This window comes from Frankia umida (genome assembly GCF_023242945.1).
Classification (GTDB): Bacteria; Actinomycetota; Actinomycetes; order Frankiales; family Frankiaceae; genus Frankia; species Frankia umida.
Window position 1 is genome coordinate 82,107 of the sequence record NZ_JALKFT010000018.1, and the last position, 23,215, is coordinate 105,321.

Annotated in this window: 17 protein-coding genes; 7 read left to right on the top strand and 10 right to left on the bottom strand. The window is 71.4% G+C overall.

Annotated elements, in window-relative coordinates; all coding sequences use genetic code 11:
- Positions 1-42 precede the first annotated feature (42 nt).
- From MXD59_RS17590 to MXD59_RS17600, 3 genes are all read left to right on the top strand, one after another.
- Complete coding sequence (locus MXD59_RS17590; RefSeq protein ID WP_248825779.1) at positions 43-1,566, top strand: CoA-acylating methylmalonate-semialdehyde dehydrogenase; 1,524 nt, start codon at positions 43-45, stop codon at positions 1,564-1,566.
- Between the two features lie 38 nt (positions 1,567-1,604).
- Positions 1,605-2,468, top strand: coding sequence for an alpha/beta fold hydrolase (locus tag MXD59_RS17595; RefSeq protein WP_248825780.1), 864 nt, complete (start codon positions 1,605-1,607; stop codon positions 2,466-2,468).
- A gap of 387 nt (positions 2,469-2,855) precedes the next feature.
- Complete coding sequence (locus MXD59_RS17600; protein ID WP_248825781.1) at positions 2,856-4,070, top strand: hypothetical protein; 1,215 nt, start codon at positions 2,856-2,858, stop codon at positions 4,068-4,070.
- 134 nt (positions 4,071-4,204) lie between these two features.
- Here MXD59_RS17600 and MXD59_RS17605 read toward each other — a convergent pair whose 3' ends face one another.
- The gene (locus tag MXD59_RS17605; protein ID WP_248825782.1) at positions 4,205-5,317 is read right to left on the bottom strand and encodes an enoyl-CoA hydratase/isomerase family protein; all 1,113 of its coding nucleotides are present in this window, start codon (positions 5,315-5,317) and stop codon (positions 4,205-4,207) included.
- 904 nt (positions 5,318-6,221) lie between these two features.
- Positions 6,222-6,572: a hypothetical protein gene (locus MXD59_RS17610; protein ID WP_248825783.1), complete on the bottom strand. Its 351-nt coding sequence runs from the start codon at positions 6,570-6,572 to the stop codon at positions 6,222-6,224.
- 264 nt (positions 6,573-6,836) lie between these two features.
- On the opposite strand from MXD59_RS17610, the gene MXD59_RS17615 reads away from it, so the two are divergent.
- Positions 6,837-8,249: a M20/M25/M40 family metallo-hydrolase gene (locus MXD59_RS17615; RefSeq protein ID WP_283097069.1), complete on the top strand. Its 1,413-nt coding sequence runs from the start codon at positions 6,837-6,839 to the stop codon at positions 8,247-8,249.
- A gap of 126 nt (positions 8,250-8,375) precedes the next feature.
- Positions 8,376-8,843 (top strand): hypothetical protein, encoded by a 468-nt coding sequence (locus tag MXD59_RS17620; protein ID WP_248825784.1) that lies wholly within the window; start codon positions 8,376-8,378, stop codon positions 8,841-8,843.
- Between the two features lie 281 nt (positions 8,844-9,124).
- Here MXD59_RS17620 and MXD59_RS17625 read toward each other — a convergent pair whose 3' ends face one another.
- The gene (locus tag MXD59_RS17625) at positions 9,125-9,328 is read right to left on the bottom strand and encodes a DUF5703 family protein (RefSeq protein WP_248815936.1); all 204 of its coding nucleotides are present in this window, start codon (positions 9,326-9,328) and stop codon (positions 9,125-9,127) included.
- Positions 9,329-9,617: 289 nt separating this feature from the next.
- Here MXD59_RS17625 and MXD59_RS17630 point away from each other — a divergent pair, with 289 nt between their 5' ends.
- Entirely contained in the window at positions 9,618-10,121 is a 504-nt protein-coding gene (locus MXD59_RS17630) for a hypothetical protein (protein WP_248825785.1), read from the top strand.
- Between the two features lie 36 nt (positions 10,122-10,157).
- Here MXD59_RS17630 and MXD59_RS17635 read toward each other — a convergent pair whose 3' ends face one another.
- The 4 genes from MXD59_RS17635 to MXD59_RS17650 all read right to left on the bottom strand — a co-directional run bounded on the left by MXD59_RS17635 (position 10,158) and on the right by MXD59_RS17650 (position 18,688).
- A complete protein-coding gene (locus tag MXD59_RS17635) occupies positions 10,158-13,469 on the bottom strand; it encodes a tetratricopeptide repeat protein (protein WP_248825786.1) in 3,312 nt (1,103 codons plus the stop codon).
- Positions 13,470-13,540: 71 nt separating this feature from the next.
- Positions 13,541-14,998, bottom strand: a complete 1,458-nt coding sequence (locus MXD59_RS17640) for a putative hexosyltransferase (RefSeq protein WP_248825787.1) — start codon at positions 14,996-14,998, stop codon at positions 13,541-13,543.
- Positions 14,999-15,000: 2 nt separating this feature from the next.
- The gene (locus tag MXD59_RS17645) at positions 15,001-16,779 is read right to left on the bottom strand and encodes a glycosyltransferase family 39 protein (protein WP_248825788.1); all 1,779 of its coding nucleotides are present in this window, start codon (positions 16,777-16,779) and stop codon (positions 15,001-15,003) included.
- Positions 16,780-17,206: 427 nt separating this feature from the next.
- Positions 17,207-18,688 carry an NAD(P)/FAD-dependent oxidoreductase gene (locus tag MXD59_RS17650; protein ID WP_248815941.1) on the bottom strand — a complete coding sequence of 494 codons (1,482 nt, stop codon included), beginning with the start codon at positions 18,686-18,688 and terminating at the stop codon, positions 17,207-17,209.
- Positions 18,689-18,948: 260 nt separating this feature from the next.
- Between MXD59_RS17650 and MXD59_RS17655 the strand changes: the two genes are divergently transcribed.
- Positions 18,949-20,493, top strand: a complete 1,545-nt coding sequence (locus MXD59_RS17655) for a glycosyltransferase (protein WP_308301735.1) — start codon at positions 18,949-18,951, stop codon at positions 20,491-20,493.
- 64 nt (positions 20,494-20,557) lie between these two features.
- On the opposite strand, the gene MXD59_RS17660 is transcribed toward MXD59_RS17655, so the two are convergent.
- The 3 genes from MXD59_RS17660 to MXD59_RS17670 all read right to left on the bottom strand — a co-directional run bounded on the left by MXD59_RS17660 (position 20,558) and on the right by MXD59_RS17670 (position 23,073).
- Positions 20,558-21,475 carry an SDR family NAD(P)-dependent oxidoreductase gene (locus MXD59_RS17660; RefSeq protein WP_248825789.1) on the bottom strand — a complete coding sequence of 306 codons (918 nt, stop codon included), beginning with the start codon at positions 21,473-21,475 and terminating at the stop codon, positions 20,558-20,560.
- Positions 21,476-21,597: 122 nt separating this feature from the next.
- Entirely contained in the window at positions 21,598-22,371 is a 774-nt protein-coding gene (locus tag MXD59_RS17665) for an EthD domain-containing protein (RefSeq protein ID WP_248825790.1), read from the bottom strand.
- A 54-nt stretch (positions 22,372-22,425) separates the two neighbouring features.
- Positions 22,426-23,073 carry a TetR/AcrR family transcriptional regulator gene (locus MXD59_RS17670; protein WP_248825791.1) on the bottom strand — a complete coding sequence of 216 codons (648 nt, stop codon included), beginning with the start codon at positions 23,071-23,073 and terminating at the stop codon, positions 22,426-22,428.
- Between the last annotated feature and the right edge of the window lie 142 nt (positions 23,074-23,215).

The window sequence follows — 23,215 nt, forward strand, 5'->3', positions numbered from 1 at the left end:
CCGCGCGGCGCCGGCCACACGACCTCTGACCGACAGGACGGCATGGAGACAATCGGACACTGGATCGGTGGGAAACCGGTCACCGGCGGCGGCCGCGTCAGCCCCGTGTACAACCCGGCCACGGGGCGGCGCACCGCCGAGGTGACGCTGGCGACCGAGGCGGAGGTGGCCGACGCGGTCCGCGTCGCGTCCGCCGCCGCCACCGACTGGTCGCGGACGTCGCTCGCGCGGCGGGCCGGACTGATGTTCCGGCTGCGGGAACTGGTCAGCGGCCACCAGTCGGAGCTGGCCGCGCTCATCACCCGCGAGCACGGCAAGGTCCGCTCCGACGCGCTGGGCGAGGTGGCCCGGGGCCTGGAGTGCGTGGAGTTCGCCTGCGCCATCCCGACCCTGCTGCGCGGGGAGTACAGCGCCGAGGCGTCCCGTGGGATCGACGTGCACACGGTGGCCCGGCCCCTCGGCGTGGTGGCGGGGATCACCCCGTTCAACTTTCCCGTCATGGTCCCGCTGTGGATGCTGGCCAACGCCGTCGCCTGCGGCAACACCTTCATCCTCAAACCGTCGGAGAAGGACCCCTCGGCGTCGCTGCTGCTCGCCGAGCTGGTCGCGCGCGCGGGCTTCCCCGAGGGTGTGGTCAACGTGCTCCAGGGCGATGCGTCGGCGGTGACGGGCCTGGTGGAGCACCCCGACGTGGCCGCCGTGTCGTTTGTGGGCAGCACCCCGGTCGCCCGCCACATCTACGAGACCGGCACCCGCGCGGGCAAGCGGGTGCAGGCCCTCGGCGGCGCGAAGAACCACATGGTGGTCCTGCCGGACGCGGACCTCGGCGCCGCCGCCAACGCCGCGATCAACGCCGGCTACGGCTCGGCGGGGGAGCGGTGCATGGCGATCTCGGTGGTGGTGGCGGTCGGGTCCGTCGCCGACCCGCTGGTCGACGCGATCGCCGCCCGGATCCCGGACGTCGTCATCGGGCCGGGCGACCAGCAGACGTCGATGATGGGGCCGCTCATCACCGCGGAACACCGCGACCGGGTGCGGTCCTACGTGGCGGGCGCCGCGGGCGAGGGAGCCACCGTGGTGGTTGACGGTTCCCGGCCGCCGGCCGCCGTCGTGGCACCCGCCGTCGTGGCGCCCGGCGGTGGGGACGCGGGCGGTTTCTTCCTCGGCTGCTCGCTCGTCGACCGGGTCCGCCCGGGCATGCGGGTCTACGACGACGAGATCTTCGGGCCGGTTCTCGCCGTCGTGCGGGTGGACACCTACGACGAGGCCGTGGCGCTCGTCAACGCGAACCCGTACGGCAACGGCGTCGCCCTGTTCACCCGGGACGGCGGCGCGGCCCGCCAGTTCCAACGCGACATCCAGGTGGGCATGGTCGGCATCAACGTGGCGATCCCGGTGCCCGTCGCCTGGCATTCGTTCGGCGGCTGGAAGGCGTCCCTGTTCGGTGACTCGCCCATCTACGGCCCGGAAGGTATCCGCTTCTACACCCGGCCCCAGGTGGTCACCTCCCGCTGGCCCGATCCCACCCCCGAGGCGATCGACCTCGGTTTTCCCATGAACCGCTGACGAGGCGGTCCCGAAACGTCAGGTAAGGGTGGTGCGCTGTGGCCGTGGCAACGGTGAACGGTCTATCGATCTCTTATGAGATCATCGGCTCGGGTCGGCCCTGGGTGATCACTCCGGGTGGCCGCTTCAGCAAGGACACCCCCGGTGTCCGCCAGCTCGCCGAGGAGCTTGCGGCCGCCGGCAACCAGGTGCTCCTCTGGGACCGGCCGAACACCGGCGCGTCGGACGTCTGCTTCACCGGGGAGTCGGAGTCGGCGATGCAGGCCGACGCGCTGGCCGGCCTGCTCACCCAGCTCGACCTGGCCCCCGCGGTGATCATCGGTGGTTCGGGGGGCTCCCGGGTGTCGCTGCTGACCGCCGCCCGCCATCCCAAGGTCGCCGCCGGTCTCGCCCTGTGGTGGATCAGCGGCGGGGTGCACGGCCTGCTGAGTATCGGCGTGCACTACTGCGGCGGATCGTTCGAGGCGGCCTGGGACGCTGGGATGGCCGGGGTCGCCGCGCTGCCCGAGTGGGCGCAGTCCCTGGAACGCAACCCCGGCAACCGGGCGCGGATCCTCGACCAGGACCGGGACGAGTTCCTCGCCACGATGGAACGCTGGCTGGCGGTGTACTGCCCCCGGGCCGACGAGGCCGTCCCCGGCCTACCCGACGCCGACGCCCGCGCGCTCGACCTCCCCACCCTGGTGTTTCGCAGCGGCGCCAGCGACCCCCACCACCGGCGGGAGACCACCGAACGGGTCGCCGCGACCCTGCCGCGGGCGCGCCTGGTCGAGCCGCCGTGGCCGGACACCGAATGGAACGACCGGCGGTCGTCCGCCGAGGCGGCGGGCGGCCTGTTCGTCCGCTGGCCGCTGCTCGCCCCGCAACTGCTCGCCTGGGCACGCGAGTCCGGCCTCGACTAGTACCCACAACCAGCACAAGTGCCGTTGCAGCACTAACCACCCCCCGCCCGTCCACCCCCCCGATCACCCTCCGCATCCAAAAGCATCCCACCCCACACGGACCCCACCCCCACCACGCTCCGCCACACCCCGCGGCCGCCCCCAGGGCAAGATCCGCCTACGCGGGTCGTCGTGGGGGGCATATCGGACACGAATGCCCCCACGGCGACCCGCGTGCATCCCGCACACCCGCAACCCTCGGCGGCGGCGTCACGGACCGTGGCCATAGGTGTGATCGTGGGCGGATGGCGGGGTCGGGCGGCCGGTGGTCGTGGTGCGGCCGGTTCCGCGGAACACTGGGCGGACGGTTCGGGTCACCGTGCGTCCGGTCTGTGTGACCATGATGGTATGGGCCTGCTTGGCGATGCGCTCGAGGCACTGTCCACCAGTGACCGCCGCTGGGGCGGCGTGCACGCCCGCATCCACCGCCGCACGGATCATGTTCGTGCGACGGCGGCCCGGAACGCGGAGCAGGCCGCTCGTGGCTTTCCCGCGCTGGTCAAGCCGCCCGGGGCCCCGTACCGCGGCGCCGGGGCCAATGCCGGGGCCGATGCCGTCCATGATCGATGGGGAACCCTGCTTGCCGCCGGGGATGCCCTGCGCATCGACTGGCACCGCGCGGATGCCGCCGCGAGCACCCCTGGCGGTACCGCCGATACCGGTACCGCCGATACCGATGCCACCGACGGTGAGGTGGGTGAGGTGGGCGAGGTGACGGTCGTGCGGGGGGAGCAGTGGCGTCGGCGTGGTGCCGATGGGCAGGTCACCGGCTCGCGGCCGGCGGAACGGGCAAGCTCGGTGCTGACCCTGTTCGTGCCGGAGATCGGCCCGCTGCGTCCCTGGCTGCTGTTGTCCCATCTGCGGCTGAGCGCACTCGAGCGGTCGGTGCGGCAGGGCCGTGACATCATCCGCCTGCGGGGCACGGCCCGCGGCGGCCCGCTGGGCATGCTGCGCCAGTTCCACGGCCTGCCTCCCGGCGACACCTTCGACCTGGCCGTGGACGACGCGACCGGCATCCTCGTCGAACTGGTCGCTCACTGGGACGGCGGCGAGGTCGAACGCTGGGAACTGCACGACCTGCGCGTCGACGACCCGTCCAACCCGACCACCGTGGACGAGGCAGGGACGACGGGCCCGGAGCCCTTCGACCTGGACGCCGTCGGCATCCCGCGGGACGTGAAGGAACCGTTCCGCCGGGCCGTCCCGCTCGCCCGGCTCGCCGCCCAGGTCGACTTCACGCTGCTCGCACCGCAGGACGAGTCCTTCGCCGGCGTCCTGCGCGAGGGTGCCGGGCCGGTGGTGGTGGCGCATCCGTCCGGGGGGCGTCCTGCCGGCCGGACGGTGTGGTTCGAGCAGTCCCGCGGGGCCGGCATGCCCGACACCACCGGCTGGGACCCGATCACGCTGGCCGACGGGACGCCGGCCCACCGCTGGTCACCAGCCGCCGACCCGGACCAGGTCGACCTGCACCTCACCCGCGCGGGCACCCGGATCTGGATTCGCGGCCGTGGTCCCGCGGAGATCCTCGCCCTCGCCGACGGCCTCCGCCCGATCCAGCCCTAGATCCGTTTCGTCCCCGCAGAAGGGCCCACCCGCTCCGCCGGGCCGCCAGCGGTGACGATGGCCCGTGATGATGTCCCGTGATGACGGCCTGTGACTGCGGCGTTGTCCCTAACGCCGCAGTCGTGGACGGCGGGTTAGAGGTCGTGGACCTCGCCGAGGGCGGCGGCCAGGCCCAGGCCCAGGTCGGTGGGGGCCGGGGCGAAGAAACGGTCGACCTCGGCGTCGGTGACGTCCGCCAGGCGGGACGGGGACCAGCGGGGGGTGCGGTCCTTGTCGACGAGGGCGGCGCGGATGCCTTCGACCAGGTCCGGGGTGGACAGCGCGGCGTTGGCGATGCGGTACTCCTGGTCGAGCGCTTCCTCGAGGCAGTCCATCGTCGTCGCCGCGCGCAGGGCACGCAGGGTGACGGCCAGCGCGGTGGGGGACTTGGTGGCGATCTCGGCGCCGGCGTCCCGGGCGGCGGGCTTCACACTGTGGGTGAGCAGGCTGAGGATGCGGGTCAGGTTGTCGCCGCGGTAGAGGTCGTCGATCCACTCCCGCTGCGCGGCGAGTTCACCCGGCGGCGGGGTGTGCGCGGAGAAGTCGTAGGCGGCGATGGCCTCGGCCGGGTCCGCGGCGGTGCGCAGCACCTCGAGCAGCGCGGGGATCCGCGCGGACGGCAGGTAGTGGTCGGCCAGGCCCGCGGTGATCGCGTCGGCGGGGCCGATGTGGCGTCCGGTGAGGGCGAGGTGGGTGCCGAGCTGACCGGGGGCGTGCGAGAGCAGCCAGGTGCCGCCGACGTCCGGCACGAACCCGAGGGTGACCTCCGGCATCGCGAGCAGCGAACGCTCCGTGACGATCCGCACGTCTCCGTGGGCGGACAGGCCGAGTCCGCCGCCCATCACGATCCCGTCCATGATCGCGATGTAGGGCTTGGGGAAACGGCGGATGCGGGCGTTGAGCCGGTACTCCGACGACCAGAACGCCAGCGCGTCCTCCGGCCGACCGGCGACGATGGCGTCACGCACGGCCCGCATGTCACCGCCCGCGCACAGCCCCCGCTCCCCGGCCCCGTCGAGCAGGACGACGGCGACGCCCGGATCGTTCGCCCAGTCGGCGAGCGCCTCGTCCAGCGCCTCCACCATGGTGGACGTCAGCGCGTTGATGGCCCGGGGCCGGTTGAGGGTGAGCCGGCCGAGGGCGCCGCCGACGCCCTCCCGGCTGACCAGTACCTCCGGCTGTGCGGACGATGCGGAGAGTGCAGACATCTCGTGTGCCCACCCTTCGGGTCGCGGTCCGCGGCCGCCGCCGTGGCCCCCGGCCGTGGGATCACGGTCGGATGACCCGGTCGTCGGGACGCGGTGGTCGGTCGTGAACCGCGGAGCATGGCCGAAGCTGACGGCCGGCCGCACGGACGGATTCCGTACATCCTGACGGCCCGACCCGCCAGACGGTAGTGATCCGGCCTGCGCCTAGATGAGCGTCACCATCCCTACGTAATCCGTGACTATATTCTGACGATTCGCCTCTTTAGTTCTACGGATGCGGATGGCCGTCTCACTCGAAGCGCATGATCTCGGGCACTTGCCCAAGCGTCGGGTGATGCACTGGCTACTGGATTGGCCGGCGCCGATCGGTCCAGATCGGCAGATTTCGTGGCGAGTCAGGCCGCTACCACTCGCCACGCGACCCGCCCACCTCTCCCGACGCCAAAGACGGCCCATGCGGCCACAACGCCGCCCGCCTCTGCGCGGCGAACACCATCCGAACGCTCTCTCGGCCTCTGCGGACATCCCAGATCCACACGACCCCATCCGCTACCTTCCGTCGTCGTCGGCGTCTGTTGGTAACCGGTTCGCTGGCCCGGGGGCTGTTGGCTGGCCGATTCGCCGGCTCGGTAGCTGTTGGCGGCCGATTCGCCGGGTCGGGGGTGGATGCCGAGGGCTATTCGGTGCCATGCCGAGGGCTGTTCGGTTTTCGGGGGCCCTCATCCTTGAACACCCCTCGGCATGTCATGATCTCGCCCGATCTCGGCCACTATCCGGGGGTGCCAAGCGGCCCGAAACCCCGCCACTGCAGCCCAGAAACCTCGCATTTGGTATATATAGGACTACCTGAAATCCATGATCCAATGCGGGATGGCCTGGCGGGCCAGCGGGACGAGCGGTCGGGTCAGTGGGACGAGCGGGCGTGACGCTTCGACTTCCGACGGTGGGCGGCTGTCGCGCCGTGGGTGGCCGACGGGCGCAGACCAGCGAACACGCCCGCATCCGGTGCTGAACCCTCGGTGGCCTGGTCGGCGTGGCGTTCGGCGAGGGTGCGGGTGCCGGGGCCTTCGACCAGGCCGTCGGGGACGTGGCGTTCGGGGGGCGGGCCGATCGGCTGGGGTGGGCGCAGGCTCGTCCAGATGCGGTAGAGGCGGCGGTAGCCGTGGGCCATCCGGAAGTGCCAGTCGAGGTCGCCGGGGCTGGTGAAGGCGGCGGCGCAGTCGAGGTCGGTGCGTGGGCACGGGTAGGTCGTCACGTCGGGCTCCCTCCGTCGAGGACGGCATACCCGCAGCTCAGGGCAGGCATCCGCACCAGTCGTTCCACGCCACGAGGTGGGGTGATCGCGGGGCGGGAGCGGGAGGATCGTCGACGAGAGGCCGGGTGACCATCGGCGCGGTGGAACGGGACAGGTGGAGCGGGACATAAGGAACGCCAAGGGATGTTACGGGCGAGCTGCTGAAGTGTTGCCGCAGGCGCGGCGTGGTCGGTGCGGTGGGTCGGAGCGGAGCAGACTGGAGGTATGTCGACCACACCGCCGCCGTCGTCCACCTCGTCCGCACAGTCGCTGTCCGCACAGCCGGTGTCCGCACAGTCGGTGTCCGCGGGGCCGGGCGGGCTGCGGTTGGCGGTGACGGCGCCGAACGCCGAGGCCGAGGTGGTCGAGCTGTGCTCGGAGCTGCTGCGGTTCGAGTCGGTGAACTGGGGTGACGGTAACGGGCGGGAGCGGCCGGCCGCGGAGTACGTGGCGAGCAGGCTCGCCGAGGTGGGGATCGAACCGACGATCCTCGAGTCCGAGCCGGGGCGTACCAGTGTGATCGCGCGGATCGAGGGGGCGGATTCGAGCCGGCCGCCGCTGCTTATCCACTCCCATCTGGATGTGGTGCCCGCCGATGCCAGCCAGTGGCGGGTCGGGCCGTTCTCCGGTGAGGAGCTTGACGGCTGCCTGTGGGGGCGCGGCGCCGTCGACATGCTCGACATGGTCGCGATGACCCTGGCCACCGTCCGTGACCTGGTGCGCAGCGGGCGTAAGCCGTCCCGGGACCTGGTGGTGGCGTTCCTGGCGGACGAGGAGGCCGGCGGTGTGCTGGGGGCCCGGTGGCTCGTCGACAACCATCCGCAGCATGTCGCCGACTGCACCGAGGCGATCGGCGAGGTCGGCGGCTTCTCCTACACCGTCTCCGACGACCTGCGGCTCTACCTGATCGAGACGGCGGAGAAGGGCCTGGCGTGGATGAAGCTCACCGCCACCGGCCGCGCCGGGCACGGCTCGATGATCAGCGACGACAACGCGGTCACGGCGTTGTGCGATGCGGTGGCGCGCCTGGGCCGCCACGAGTTCCCCCTCGTGCTCACCGACACGGTGCGCCGGTTCCTCGGTGAACTCGGCGACGCGATCGGCATGCAGTTCGACCTTGACGATCTGGACGCCACCGTCGCCAAGCTCGGCCCGGTCGCCCGCATGATCGGCGCGACGCTGCGCAACACCGTCAACCCCACCCAGCTCGCCGCGGGGGAGAAGGTCAACGTCATCCCCGGCGAGGCCGTCGCCTACGTGGACGGCCGCTACCTGCCCGGCCAGCGCGACGAGTTCCTGCGCCAGCTCGACGAGATCCTCGGCCCCGACATCCGCCGGGAGTGGGTCGTCCTCGACGACGCCGTCGAGACCAGCTTCGACGGCCCGCTCGTCGACGCGATGGCCGGTGCCCTGCGCGCCGAGGACCCGATCGCCCGCCCCGTCCCCTACATGCTCTCCGGCGGCACCGACGCGAAGTCCTTCTCCCGCCTGGGCATCCGCTGCTTCGGCTTCTCCCCGCTGCTTCTGCCCGCTGACCTGGACTTCTCCGGCATGTTCCACGGCGTGGACGAGCGTGTCCCGCTCGAATCGCTGCGTTTCGGCGTCCGCGTCCTCGACCGCTTCCTCCACGCCTGCTGACGGTTTCCTCCACGTCCGCTGACGGTTTCCTCCGCGCCTGCGGACGGTCCCGCCGTCGGACACGGCGACCACGGGAACATCACTGCCTGTGGATGGATAGTCGGCTCGTTGTGACATCATGGATATGTGACGGACGACGCACTGGCGGCCCTCGGCCTGGCCCGGCCGACCGGGGACCGCTGGGCCGTCCCCAACCGCACCTACGCCTATCTGGTCCAGGTCAGCGCGGACGGCACCCGTTGGAACGCCGACTGGACCGAACCCTCCGGCGGCTTCGAGCCCGACACCGCCGCGTCCAACGCGACGGAGGTCGCCCGCCGCGTGCTACAACGCCGCTTCCTCCAGGTCCGCGCGGACGGCGACCCGCACCGCCACCGCATGTGGTTCCGCATCGATGTCTGGTCCCTCGACACCGCCGCGCCCCGCAACGGTCACGACCCCTCGACGAGGAGCGTCGACCTGACGGCGATCGCCTTGTCCGGGCGCCACCTGCTCTCCCGGGGCGTCCCCCCCGACGCCGTCGAGATCCGCACACCCGCCCAGGTCCGCCACGAGATCGACGGCGACCCCACCCCGCTCCGCACCCCCCACTGACCCACGTCCCGCCCCGCTCCCGCCCCGCTCCCGTCCCGCCCCGCTCCCGTCCCGCTCCGCTCCGCTCCCGCCCCGTTCAGGGTTGTGATCATGAGACGCCGAGGGTTGTTCGAGGATTCCGGTACCGATTTTCCAAGTAGCCCTCGGCATGCGGCCGCATAACCCTCGGCATCCGGCCTCGGCCTGACGTATCGACCGTCGATCGCCGGCGAGTGCGGGGTGCCCAGCGGCCACACTTCGGACCCTGGTCGGCGCCCGTCCGCGGATCCACGAGGAAACGCCTAGGTGGGAAGGTAACCGGGCAGCCCACCGGGACGTCGGCGGCGACGTAGGACGGCTCGGCGGGAACCGTCCGGGAACAGCCGGAGTCGGTCGAGCTCCCAGTCCCCGAACTCGGCGTGCATCGTGAGGATCTGCACCGCGGCCCGGCGGTCCGTGCCCGGCGGCATGTACAGCTTCTGGTACTCGAGCTCGACTCCAGCCAACGCGACCTGACCTTGTACGACGAGCGGACGGCGGGACGACGGCGAACCACGGCAGGCGCCCGACGGTACGGCGACGCCGCCGACCACCGTGCGGTCCCACCACGTTAACCGTCCCGCTACCTGCCGCAAGGGATGCTGGCCCGTTTCCAACCAGATATCCGCCGATCCACCCCGCGGCCCCGGCCGTCCCACCCTGGAGGTTCCGCGGAACCTCCGCCGTCCACCCCACCCGGACGGTTCCGCGGAACCGCTTCCGGCCGTGCCTGGTTGACGAACCCGGAGCAGTGGGATGATTACCGGCAGCACCAACGGCAAGCACGATCCGACGAGAGGACGCCTCGTGCCGCACGCCCCGTCCGACCCTGACCCAGAGCGCGACCCGGGTTCGGCCGCCGAACCCACGACGGCGGCCGACGACGAGACCCGGGACCTCCCACGCCCGTATGAACGCCCCTCGCTACGCCCAGTCGACTGGAACGGCGACTTCTCCAGCACCTGGAACTCCCGCGACGAGCGTGACGCCGTGAACGAGCTTTCCGCGCAGTACGAAGCCGAGTCTGAACAGGAGGATCTGGACAGGCGAAGCGTGGAAAGGGTCGAGCGGCTGCGGGAACGTGCTGACGCGGAGTTTGATACGCAGATCGCGAAGGAAAAGGAAGCGGCTAGGCGAGCGAAGGAAGTAGATGATCCGAGGGCGCGCCTGTGGGCTAAGCTGGAAGGTCTTGGCCGCGTGTTTGAGGACGAAGATGCTTCTCCGCGCAGTGGCGGTGACGGGTCTTCCGGTGCGGAATGAGAAATTTTATGTTGCGGCTCACCTCGACCCCCTGCGTCAGGGGCTGAAGTGGTGTCGTTCGGGTGTGCGAGGTGGGGTGTCAGGGGATCGGGAATGATCGATTTCTGTCGGTTGTGAAGACTCGGTCCTGTGGGGTCTTGATGAATCGGCGAGGGGCCTCGCAGGGCTGAGGCCGTCGCCGAGGCCAGGCTCGTCCCAGCCTTCATCCTCACGATCGACTAGGACGGATCGGTCGGAAGGTGCAGGTTCGGCGGAGCGGCTTGCCTGCCGGTAGGATTCCATGCGCGCATGGATGGTCCGGGTATCAGGGTGGTCGGGCCCGAGGGTGCGCACGCGCTCGGCATGCACGCGTTCGCCGAGTTCGACTGCTCGTGGAAAACGGCCAGTCTGATAGCTCACCCTGGCCAGTTGGTCCGCAGTCGTTAGAATTTTCTCGCGAGGAGTTTCAGCTGCGCCTTCCTGGATTATCAGATGGCGCTCAAGGTGAAGATAAGCTCCGTCCAGATGGTCAACCTCTTCATAGTTTGATACGAGGTCCTCTCGTGCCTGCATGGTGCGTGGATGGGCTTCGCCATTGAAATTTTCGTAGTGGAGAAGGCTGCGATGAAGATGTGGAGTGGCTTTTCCTGGTGATCCATTTTCGATGAAAGCGTCGGCGAGTCTTTTACAGCTTTGGATGGTGGTTGGGTGATCTGGTCCGAGGGTTTTTTCGCGGCCGGTTAGAGCATGTTCGAGGGCGGGGGTCGCTCGTTCGGGCTGGCCGCTGTCGAGATAGGACCGTCCGAGTGCCTGGGCGCTTTCGAGGGTGTGCACATGGTTGGGGCCGAGGGCTTTGTCGCGTCCGTTGAAGGCCTGGTCGAGTTCGCGGATGGCGTCGTGGTAGCGGCCGGCCTGTCGGTAGGTGAGGCCGAGACTGTGGTGGCTGTCGAGGGTCGCGGGGTGCAGGGGGCCGAGTACCTCTTCGCGGGCCTCGGCTACGGGTTCGGCGTAGCCGAGGGCGGCGGTGGTGGCGCCCATGCCGCGGTAGGTGACGGCGATCCGGTGAGCGGTGTCGAGGGTGTGCGGATGCTGGGGGCCGAGAACGGTGACCTGGGCGCTGTGGGTGGGGAGCAGGATCTCGGTCGCTTCCAGGCGGCGGCCGCCCTGAGCCATCACGGCGCCGAGGTTGTGGCGGCTTTCGAGGGTGTCGGGGTCTCGGTCGCCGAGGGTGGCTTGGCGGTCGGCGAGGTTCTGGGTGAACAGGGCCTCGGCGTTGTCGAGGTGGCCGGCTTTCTGGTAGACGCGGGCGAGGGTTTCGCGGCTGGCCAGGGTGTCGCGGTGGTCGGGGCCGAGGAGGCGTTCGCGGTCGTCGGCGTTGCGTTCGGCCAGGGGGCCGGCCTCGGCGAAGTTGTCGTTGTTGAGGGCGGCGCGCAGGTAGATGTGGCGGGCGGCGAGCGTGTCGGGGTGGTCGGGGCCGTCGAGGCGTTCGCGGGCCTGGGTGGCGCGGGTCGCGAGCAGTTCGGCTTCGGCGGGCTGGCCGCGTTCGAGGCGGTAGGCGGCGGCGTGTTCGGCGAGCCAGGCGGTTTCGGGGGTGTCCCGGTCGGGGCTGGTGTTCTCCAGCACGGCCAGGGCGTGGGGGAGCAGCGTGTGCCAGGCCTGCCAGGTCTCCGGGTCGCCGACGACGTTCTCCGGCAGCGCGGCGTGCAGGAGGCGGCCGATGCTCGCGTTCAGGTGGGCGGCGTGGTCCGGGGTGGTGCGTCCACGTAGGACGGTGCCCAGGACCGACGGTAGGTGCAGCTCGTCGCCCTGGTAGCGGACCAGGCCGTGGCTTTGGAGGTCGCTGACGGCGCGGGCGAGAACCCGGGGTCTGGCCGTCGCCGCGCGTAGCCCCTCGGCGGCCGCCGACCAGGGTGCGGCCGACCAGGGTGCGTCCGGGCTGGAGGCGTCTGGGCTGGGGGCGTCCAGGCTGAGGGCGTCTGGGTGGTCGCGTAGGAGCCAGAGGGGGAAGGGGGTGGCGGTGTCGGCGTGCGCGGCCAGGCGGAGCAGTTCGCCGGCGGTGGGGGCGTTCGCGTCGACGAGGCGGATCGACGCGTCCGACAGGGTGACGGCGGTGATGCCGGGGCGTCCCGGGGCTTCGCCTTCGGCGAGCAGGGCCAGCGGGTCGGCGCGCAGTTCGTCGAGGTAGTGGCGGGCCTGGAGGCTTTCGCTGATCATCAGGTGCGCCGCCTGGTCCAGCGCCTGGGGGAGACCGCCGAAGCGGTCGGCGATCTCGCCGGCGGCGGTCCGGTCGATGGCGGGGAGGCGGTCGGCGAGCAGCTCCACGGCGTGGGCGCGGTCCAGCGCCTCGGCGTGGATGACCTGGCCGTGGGCATCCCAGCGGTCGTCACGGGAGGTGACGAGGATGCGGCCGTCACCGGAGGTGGTCGGTAACCAGTCGGGTAGGGCGTCCCGGCTGGTGGAGGCGTCGACGACGAGCAGCCAGCGGCGGTGGCCGGCGTCCAACTGGGCGAGGACCGCGGCCGCCGAGGTCTCGGCGGGCAGGCCCAGCAGGGGTGCGGCCGCGCTGACCTGGTTGGCGATCTGATCGGTGCGGCCGGCGGGGACCCACCAGACCGCGTCGAAGTCGGCCCGGTGCGCGCGGACGTACTCCAGGGCCAGGCTGGTCTTGCCGATCCCGGCGGTTCCCGTGAGGGCGACCAGCGGGCGGTCACCGGCCATGGCCTCGGTCAGCTGGTCGAGCTCCGGGCGGTCGACGAACCGCGCGGTCGGCTCCGGCACGTTCCAGATTTTTGGCAGTTCCGTGGGGAACATCGGCATGGGCCGGGGCTGGCCCACCAGCAGCGGCCGATCCGTGGACCGCGGCCCGGGGGGAGGTGCCTGACCGGCCCGCGCCTCGACGATCGGAGCGGGGAAGTCCGGTGAGGCTGGCGGCTTCTCCCGGCCGTCCAACGTCGCCCTGATGTCGGTGCGCAGGCGTTCACGGGCCTCCGGCTCCGACAGGCCGAACAGGTCGAGGGAGACGATCCTGCTCAGCACCCCGACGGGGCGGAACTCCTCGACGCGAACGGGTATGAGCTTGCGCAGCGTTCCCTGCGGGTCCGCGGCCCAGGCGCTGCGCATCTCCTCCAGGCCGAACCTGGACCGCATGTACGCGGGGGACAGCACCGCGATCGTGCGCGCGGCGTGGATCATGCCCTGTTCCATCTGGTAGCGCCAGTTCGTGCCGGGTGTGGAGTCCCAGGCCTGGATCAGGACCGTGTAGTCGTTCTCCTCCAGATGCCAGGCGATCCACGTGGCCCACGCCGCATCGGCGCTGGTGTAGGACACGAAGAAGTCCCAGGTGAACCCATCGTGACGGCCCTGCTCCACGATGCACCATTATGTCGTACCGTGCCCACATGCTCACACGTGGGCAGTCGTCGCCGGCCGTGGAGGTGGGGTCAGGGGACGTAGGCGAGGGTGAAGGCGAGGGTGGCGTAGAGGGTCATCGCGGCGGTGGAGGCGACCAGGGCCGCGGTGAAGATCTCGCGGCGGGTGGTCACCAGGGCCGCGACCAGCAGGAACGGGAAGGCGCCGTAGAGGTAGCGCTCGCCGGAGTCGAGGTTGCTGCCGGTGAGGACGGCGACGAGCACCAGGGTGCTCCACAGCGCGTACGACACCGGGAGCAGGCGGTACATCACGATCAGGCCGACGACGGCCAGCAGAATCCACGGGACGTGCAGGGCGGTGCCGAGTTCACCGTGGAACGCGCCGGTGGCGGCCTGCCACAGCACCGAGAGCGGGTTGCTGGTGGCGCCGTGGCGGGCGGCGTCCCGCTGCATCGTGAAGGGCGCCAGGCCGTCCCCGTAGGTGTGCGCCGACCAGGCCACGTAGATCCCGGCGCCGACCAGCGGGGCGAACACCGCCACCACCCGCCAGCCCAGGGCCGCGCCGCGGCGGCGTCCATCCGGTCGCCACAGATCGCCGGGCGGGCCGGCCGTCACCGGGGACGGGGACGCGGACGGCAGGGCGGACGCGGCCGTGGACGGGTCCGAGAACGCGGACGGCGACGACGGGCCGGTGAGCGCCGCGGCAGCGGTGCGGTGCGAGGGCGAGGACGAGGGTGTGGTCGTGGGGGAGCGGGGCACCGACGCGGTGGACAGAGGCGGCGCGCCCAGACGGCGGAGCAGCGGGAGCGCGGCGAGCCGGGAACCGCGGGTGGCCTCGATCGCGAGCGGGACGACGAGCAGCACCCCGAGTGGACGGCACAGCCCGCCGAGCAGGCCGGCGAGCGCGGCGAGTTCGAAGCGGCGGGTGCGGGCGCCGAGGAACACCGCGACGGCGAGCAGTCCGGCGACGGCCTCGGCGTAGCCCATGACCAGCACGAACGCCGGCGGGGCGAGCGCGGTGAACCAGATCAGACGGGAGGTGGCATCCTCGCCGAGGCCCTCGACGGTGGCCAGGCGCACCAGCGCCAGCGCCAGGCCCAACGCGCACACGTTGACGATCACCAGCAGGATCGGGCCCTCACGCCCGGCCGCGCCCGGCACCTGCGCCAGACCCCGCACCGCCATCGGCAGCAGCGGGAAGAAACGGCGGCTTTCCGCCCCGGCGCCGCCGTAACCGGACTCGGCGATCGTGCGGTACCAGCCGGCGTCCCAGCCGAGCAGGCCCGTGGTGCGGAGAGTGAGGTTCTGGTCGCCCTGGGCCTGGTCGGCGATGAAACGGGTCATGGCCAGGGCCGCGCCGACGACGACCCGGGCGGCCAGCCAGGCGAGCAGCACCTCACGCCAGCGCCACGGGTCCGGCCGCCTGCGTGCCCCGGTGTGGCGTCCACCGTCGCGCCGGCCGTCCCGCCGCGTCCCGCGTCGTTCGTCCACGACGACGGCGGACGCGGGGGTCGGCGGGGCGGCGGTCATCGTCAGGACGCCTGGAAGCGCAGCAGAGCGTAGTTCTCGTAGACCTTCGCCGGCAGGCCCTGCTTCATCACCTGGTCGGCGTGCGGACGGGCCTGCGCCAACGTGGTCTGCACCTCGGTGCACAGCTCCTCGTAGGTGCGGTACGCCCCGGAACCGGCGAGGAACACGGTGTGTTCGGGGCCGGCTTCGGCCAGGGCGCGCCGGGCGATCTCACGTCCGTCGGCGTTCTCGTTGCGCTGTTCGTAGTCGACCCAGTTGACCCGGTCCGGTGCGTCGTACGTCGGGACGACGTGCACCTTCAGCCACGGCGGGATGGTGCGGGCCAGACCCGGGCCGATCTGGTCGGGGCAGATCAGCATCACATCGCCGGGATGGGCCAGCCGTTCCAGCACACCGGCGGCCTCGGCGGCCTGCGACCGTTCCCGGTGCAGGTCGGTGGTGCCCGCGAGCAGACCGATGGCCGCGGCGACGGCGATGACGCCCTGGAAGATCCGGCGGTCCCCGATGACGGTCGAGCCCAGGCCCAGGACCAGCAGGAACGGGACGAACGCGGTCGCGGTGTAGCGGTCAGCCCAGGCGTTGCCGACCAGCTTGCCGGCGGTGACCGCGACGAACAGGGTGCCGGTGGCCAGGAAGAACAGGGTGCGGCCGGGTTCCCGTCCGCGCAGGTCGATGAGCAGGAACCGGCCGCCGGTGGACTGCCCGGCGAGACCGGCCGCGGCCAGACCGGTGATCAGGAACAGCAGCAGCCGCCCGAGGGTCGTCGGACCGCCGGCCCACTGGCCGTAGGCGTGGGAGATCGCCGCGTAGCTGGCCGGCTCACCCCACGGGGTGCCGGTGTGGGCGAGCTGGTCGAAGAAGCTCGGCAGCCACGGCGCGAACACCAGCCCGCCGCCGACCAGCCCGATCAGCGCGTGGATCGGCCCCCGCCGCGCGGCCGCGGCCGACGACATGCCCCCCGCGGCGGACGCGGACGTCGCGCCCGAGGTGCCACGCCCCCCCGAGCGGTGGCTGCCGCCCCCCGAACGTCCCGTCGAACCGGTGGACGTACTGCCCGAAACCCCCGCGGCCCGTGGCACCGGCGTGCCGGCCGGGTCACCGCGACGGGCGCGCCGGGCGCGATACCAGGGGCGGACGATCAGCAGCCCGAGCAGCCACACGCCGACGGTGACCAGCAGGTACAGACACCAGTAGTGGGTCAGGGCCAGGCCGCCGGCGGCCAGCGCCAGGCCGATCACCGACTTCGCCGAGGGTGCCCGCAGCACCCGTTCGAGCGCCACCCCGCCCAGCGCGGTGAGCAGCACGATCAGGCTGTACATGCGGGTCTCGGTGCCGAAGTACAACGCGAACGGCGAGGTCAGGTACAGCACCACGCTGACCCGCGCGCCACGCTCACCGATCACCCGCCGCGCGAGCAGGTACAACGGCCAGGCCGCCGCGATGTTGACCAACGCCGACAGTGATCGCACCGCCAGGGTGCTCTCGCCGACGACGGCGATCCAGCCGTGCAGCAACAGGTAGTAGAGCGGCGGCGAACCGTCCTGAAGCAGGCCGTCCCACATGGTGGTACCGGATCCGGACAGGGGCAGGCGGGCGATCGCCACGCTCTGCGCCTCGTCCAGCCACAGGGCCTGGGTGGCGGTGAACCGTACGATCACCGCGGCGGCGACGAGCGCGCCCACCACGATGGTGAACGCCCGCCCCGCGCGGTCGGAGGCGTTGCCGACCTGGTCGACCGGTTCGGGCTTGCGCTCCGCCGGGCGCACCGCGACGTCCGTCACGGTAGTTCCTTCCGTCCACGTGGTCCGCGGTGCGGCGGGTCAGCCAGGCCGGCGTGTCCTCGACCGGCCGGGCAGGCCCGCACCCGCAGTGCTGGAATCGTGCGGGCTGGCCCTTCGGACGGGCCGCCCCGCATCCGGGCTGGTCCCGTCGTACGGGCTGGTTACGTCTGGCGGGCCCACGCGCCCGCGGGTCCGGACGGGTGCGGGGGGCAGGCCGCGGGTGCCGCCGGGCATGGGCCACCGACCGTCCGGCGATCGTGTGATCACCGAGCGGTGGGAGACCAGACCCAGGCACCTAGTCTGGCGGTGCCGGCCCGCCCCGGCTATTCCGGGGCGGGCCGGCACCCCTGTCTCGTCGCGTTCGCCGTCGAATCACCGGCGGCGGTCGGCGCGGAGCCGGCCGCCGGGTCAGGTGCCCGACGTCGGGTCAGCGCTTGGGGGAGGAGACCTCTTCGTGGTAATCCTCGTCGACGTTGACCTCCCACACGTCGTGGTGGGTGCCGTCGACGATGTTCTCGACGGTGAGCAGCGCGGTCAGCATCGAATGGTCCTGGTTGTTGTACCGGTGCATGCCGTTGCGCCCGACCGGGTGCACGTTCGGCGTGTTCTCGGCCAGCCAGGCCCGAATGATGTCCACGTTCTTCTTGTACTCGGTGTCATAGTACGGGTACGCCTTCGGCATCCGGACGACGTAGCCCGTCTCGACCTGGCTCGCCCGGATCAGGCCGAGTTCGACCAGTTCCCGGGTGCCGAGTGCGATGAGGTCCTCGTCCGAGCTGCTCCAGGTGTCGTCGCCCTCGAAGACGAAGTACTCCAGGCCCAGGCAGGTCTTGCCGTCCTTGACGAGATACGGCGACCAGGACGCGAAGTTCTGGATGCGGCCGACCTTCACCGTGGGCGCGTGGATGTAGATCCAGTTGTCCGGGAATCCGGCGGACTCCGGCACGACCAGCGCCACGGTGAGGAAGTCGCGGTACTTCAGCGCGTTCGCCGCGGCGAGCACGTGCGCCGGTGCCGGCGGGTCCATCACCTTCACCAGCGACGAGAACGACATCGACGAGATGAACTCGTCGCCGGTGTACTGGTACTCGCTGCCGAGGTCGGTGCGCGACGACTCGGGCGCACCCGCGCCCGGCCCGTACCCGCCGATGACCTCGGTGGTCAGCCCGGTGGCGCGGCCGTTCTCGTGGTGGATCTTACGGACCTTCTCCTCGAAGACGACCCGCCCACCCTGCTTGACGATCTTGTCGGTGGCGGTCTCCCACATCATGCCGGGGCCGTACTTGGGGTACTGGAACTCCTCGATGAGGGACGTGATGTCCTTCTGGTTCTTCTTCGGCAGCACCGCGTTGACGATGGCGTTGAACATCGACAGGCTCTTGATGCGCTGCGCCGCCCAGTCCGAGGGCATCTCGTTGACCGGCACTCCCCAGACCTTCTCCGTGTAGGTCTTGAAGAAGGTGCGGTACAGCCGCCAGCCGAAGCGGGCGACCAGCCAGTTCTCGTAGTTGCTCTGGTCCTTCGGCGGGCGCACCCGGGCCGCGGCGTAGGAGGCGATGCAGCGCGCCGCCTCGACCACACCGAGGTTGCCCAGCGCGTTCGCCGGCTTCAACGGGTAGTCGAAGAACTTGCCGTTGTAGTAGATGCGGCTCGAGCGCGGCCGCATCAGGAAGTCCTCGTCGGGGAGGATCTCGTGCCAGAGCTTCTCGACCTCGGGGACCTTCGTGAAGAAACGGTGGCCGCCGATGTCGAAACGCCAGCCGTCGCGCTGCGCGGTACGACTGATTCCACCGACGACCGAGTCACCCTCGATAATCGTCACGGGCACGTCCCGTTTCACCAGCTCCCAGCCGGCGGTCAGGCCAGCTGGCCCGGCCCCGATGACGACTACCTCTGGCTTTTCGGTCACTGTGCCGGACCTCTCCTCAACACACCTGCATGGTCACTCCCGCGCCGGCGCCGGTGCACCGGACCATGGGGGCGCCGGACCCTGGGGCCGGCTACCGGGTGAGTGTTGCACGTGTACGGCTGTGATCCACCCGCACCCCCTCGCCGTTCCAGGACAGCCAACCGTGGTACGCGAGTCGTCCGGCCCGACCCCGCACCGATCCCCCGGGACGGGGGTGGTCGGCCGCTCTGGGATCGTGCGGTGGTGAGTACGGTGCGCCGGTGCGGCGCGTGACGCCCCGTCGCGGTGCGGCGCGGGACGCGGGCCCCACCCCGGCCGTGCCCGCCGCCGGGCCGGTGACCGGCGGATCCCGTCCGGTGCTGGCCGCGGTCCTGGTCAGCTGGTGCGCGCTGGCCTGGGGGATCGCGGCCAAGGACGGCCGCTACGGCGCCTGGGCGATGGCCGCCATCGGCGTCGGCGTCACCGCCGCCACCTGCGCCACCTGGTGGGCCCGCCCCCACCCCGTCCCCCACCCCGGCCCCCGCCCGCTCGGCGCGGACGGGTGGGGCGGGCAGCGTCTGGCGTGGGCGCTCGTCGCGCTCACCGTGGGGATCGGTCCGCTGGTGCGCCATCCCCGTTACTACGCCAGCGGAACGCCGGCCACCGTCGCCGACATCCTCGCGGCCTGCGCCGGCCTGCTGGCCGCTGCCACCATCGCGCTGCACCTCGGCGGCCCCCGCCGGGCACCGGACGGCGGTGCTCAGGCGCCGGAGAGCGAAGCCGTCGTGCCGGGTGGCGGTCGGGGCGTGTCGGGTGGACGGCCACGATGGCGGCCGGTCGGTCCTGGCCGCGGCTCCACGGCGCTGTTCTGGACGGTGCTGACGCTGGCCTGCGCGGCCGGGGTGGCCACCATCCGGGCCGCCCCCACCCCGCGCATCGACGTGTTCCACCTGTTGCAGGTCTCCGCGGTCGGGCTCGTCCACGGCGCCGACCTGTACCGCCAGCAGTGGGCGCCGGACCGGGCGTCCTACGGCGTCGACGGCCTGTTCGACGTCTACCCGTACCTGCCCTGGACGTCGGTGCTGCTCGCCCCGGCCCGGCTGCTGCTCGGCGACGTCCGTTACGGCCTGCTCGCCGCGCTCGCCGTCGCGGCGATCTGCGCCCGCCGGCTGGGCACCACCACCGCAGGGGCGGTGGGGATGCTGCCGCTGCTGGTGGTGATCCTGCCCGAGTCGATGTACGCGCTGCAGCAGTCGTGGACCGAACCGCTGCTGATCGCCTGCCTGGCCGGGATGGTGCTGGCGGTGCGCCACGGGCATCTCCGGCTGGCGGTGGTCGCGTTCGCGCTGGCGCTGGCGTCCAAACAGCATGTGGCGCTGCTGGTCCCGCTCGCGGCGGCCTGGCCGGCGTTCGGGGTGCGGCGCACGGCGGTGAGCGCGGGCACGGCGCTGCTGCTGGTCGCGCCCTGGCTGCTCGCCGGCCCGGGCGACTTCGTCGACGACGCGGTGGTCACGAACCTGCGTTACAAGGTTCTCGGCCACTCGCTGTCGGTGCCGGGCTGGGCGTCCCATTTCGGTGTGACGCTCGGTTTCGGACCGGCGCTGGTCGTGCTGGTCGCGGCCTACGCGCTGGCCTGGCGGGCCCGGGGCGACGCGAGCGGGTTCTGCCTCGGCGGCGCGCTCGTCCTGCTCGGCGCGAGCCTGATGAACAAACAGACCTTCTTCAATCACTACACGTTGCCGATGGGTCTGCTCGTGCTCACCGCCGTCCTGCTCGCCACGCCCATGCCCACGCCGACCAGGGCGACACCACGAGGTCGTCGTTGACCCGCGGTACCGCCCTGGCAGTCAGATCGACCGGTGGGATCACCGGCTCGGTCGTCCAGCGAGATCAGCTGGTGGCGTCGGCCTGCTTACGGGCCCGCTCGCCGTAGAGGATGGAGGGCTCGAGCCCGTCCAGCGTCGGGACGCGCAGCGCGTACAGCTCCTCGCGCCCCACCCGCTCGGCCTGGGCGACGATCTCGTGCTCGTCGTAGTGGGCGGCGAAGAACTTCCCGGAGACCGCGTCGGCCTTGCCGGAGGCGAGGAACGTGGCCATCTCCGCGGCCCGCTCCGGCGGGTACCAGCCCTTGTCCTCCAGCTCGTGGCCGGGCGGGAAGATCCAGGAGAAGTTCTCCGGCGGGTTCGCCGCGAGGCTCTCACGGATGGGCCACATCGGATCGGTCAGCTTGCTGAGCACATTGCCTGGAGTGAACGAGAAGACCGCGACGCCGCGGCCTTCCAGCTCGAGCGCGAGCATTTCCGAGAAACGGATGATTCCCGTCTTGGAGACGCCGTAGGGAACCAGGTAGGGCATGCCGACCATGCCGGCGCCGCTGGCCACGTTGATGATGTGTCCGTGCCCGGCCTCGAGCATGGCCGGCAGCGCCAGGCGGGTGAGGTGGATCGCGGCGATCAGGTTCAGGTTCAGACCGCGGACGATCGCCTCGGGGTCCATGTTCTCGAACCTGCCCGACGTGCCGGGGACGCCACCACCGGCGTTGTTCACCAGGATGGTCGGCGCACCGAACTCGGTCGTCGTGAAGTCCAGCAGCGCCTGGACGGAGGCCAGGTCGGTCACGTTGGCCGTGTGCGCCGCCGCCCGCCCGCCCGCCGCCCGGATGAGGGACGCCGTCTCCTCGATCTCGTCCGTGGAGCGCGCCGAGACCACGACGGCCGCGCCCTCCTCGGCGTAGCGCAGGGCGATGGCGCGTCCGATGCCACGTCCGGCACCGGTGACAACGGCCACCTCACCAGTGAGCTGACTCATGGGTCAATCACCTTTCGTCATGTGAACGCTGTTGCTGGAACCGGGGATTCCGGTTCCCGTGTGGCGGCCCGTCGAGGACGGCCGCCAGGCTTTCTCCGCCCCGTGGCGCGGGCGAATCCGGGTCAGCTGACGCCGGGTGTGCGGGGGGCGCGGAAGTCGCGCAGCAGGTACTCGTCCATGATCGCGGCGGCCATGCGGGTGCCGTCGAGGAAAAGGCCGACGTCGTCGCCGATCGTGGTGGCGTTCTGCTGCCAGGTCGTCTGGCTGACGTCGCTCCCGTAGAAACGGGACGGATCGAGAATGTCCTCGAGCGAGGCGAAGTACTCGTCGCTGATCGCGTCGAACTGCGTGGTGTCGGAGAACGGGTCGTCGGAGGCCGGCTTGCCCGCCGCCGGCAGCACGCGGGCGACCACGTTACGCACGTAGTTGCGCGCCGGGTGGATGCGCAGGGACATCGGCTGGTGCACGTCGATCCAGTGCCGCACGAGCTGGTCGTGGGTCAGCGACGGCGGCCGGTAGAGCAGCGCGGTCACGGTGTGGCCCGGCAGCGGCTGGGTGGCGCTGACCTGCCGGGGGCCGTTCCATCTGACGACGGCCTCCGTCACCACACCGGTCACGTGGTCCGGCCACACCTCGTCGACGAGGGCGGCGGCATCCGCGGTGTCCTCGCCGGCCTCGACCCACACCGACAGCGTGGCGGCGAAACGACGGGCGACGGGCTCGGTGCGACGCTGCCACCGGTCGGTCGTCGCGCGGTCCTCCAGTTGCAGGCTGATCCCGAGATAGCGCTCGGCGGGCAGTTCGCCCAGCAGACGCTGGTTGAGCTGCTCGACGTCGGCGGGGCTGGGCGAGGGGGTGTCCCCCGGCTGGTGGGCGACGAAGACGACCTTCTCCATGACGCTCCCTTGCGATACCGGAGTGGATCTGGCGGGGATGGGGCTGTCCGGCCCCTAGCCGGTGGCCACCGGCTGGACCGAGGTCAACGCCGGCAGCAGGATGTGATCGACGAATCCGGCGAGGTAGTCGGGGGTGACCTGGATGCCCTCGAACAGGGCCCGGCCGGGCATCATCGCGAGGAAGGCGAGCGGGCCGAACTCGAGCGCGGCGGTGTCGGGGACGAGCTCGCCGCGCGTCACGGCCTGGTCGAGGATGTCGCGCAGGGTGTCGTAGAACGGGGAGAACAGCCGGTGGCGCAGGGCGGCGCCGAGATCCGGATCGAGATGGCTGGCGTGGGCGAGCCCGGCCAGCAGCGGGGCGTCGGTCGGGGCGACATCGCCCAGGACCTCGGTCATCACCAGCAGATCGCCGCGCAGGCTGCCGGTGTTGATCCGGGTGGGCCCCGGGTTGTCGTGGTGCAGGGCCTCGACGACCAGGTCGACCTTGCTCTGCCACTGCCGGTAGAGCGTGGCCTTGCTGACGTGGGACCGGGCGGCGATCCCGTCCATGGTCAGGCCGTCGTAGCTGGACTCGATCAGGAGCGCGATCACGCTGGTGTAGATCTCACCGACCCGTTCGGCGCTGAGCCGGCGGCTGCCCGCCGGCCGGGGTCGCGTCGGCGCCGTCCCCGCGGGAGGAGGCCCATCGCCGTCATCCGCCATGGTCTCACCCCTTCGTTCCACCGAGCTCCGCCTGGGAACGAAACGGTACTGTACCCAAGGCGTGGGCGAAAGAGATTCGTGGGACTACGGAGGATCGACGTCCGCGTGACCCGGTCACTCCCTCGCCACTCGAGCACCCCAC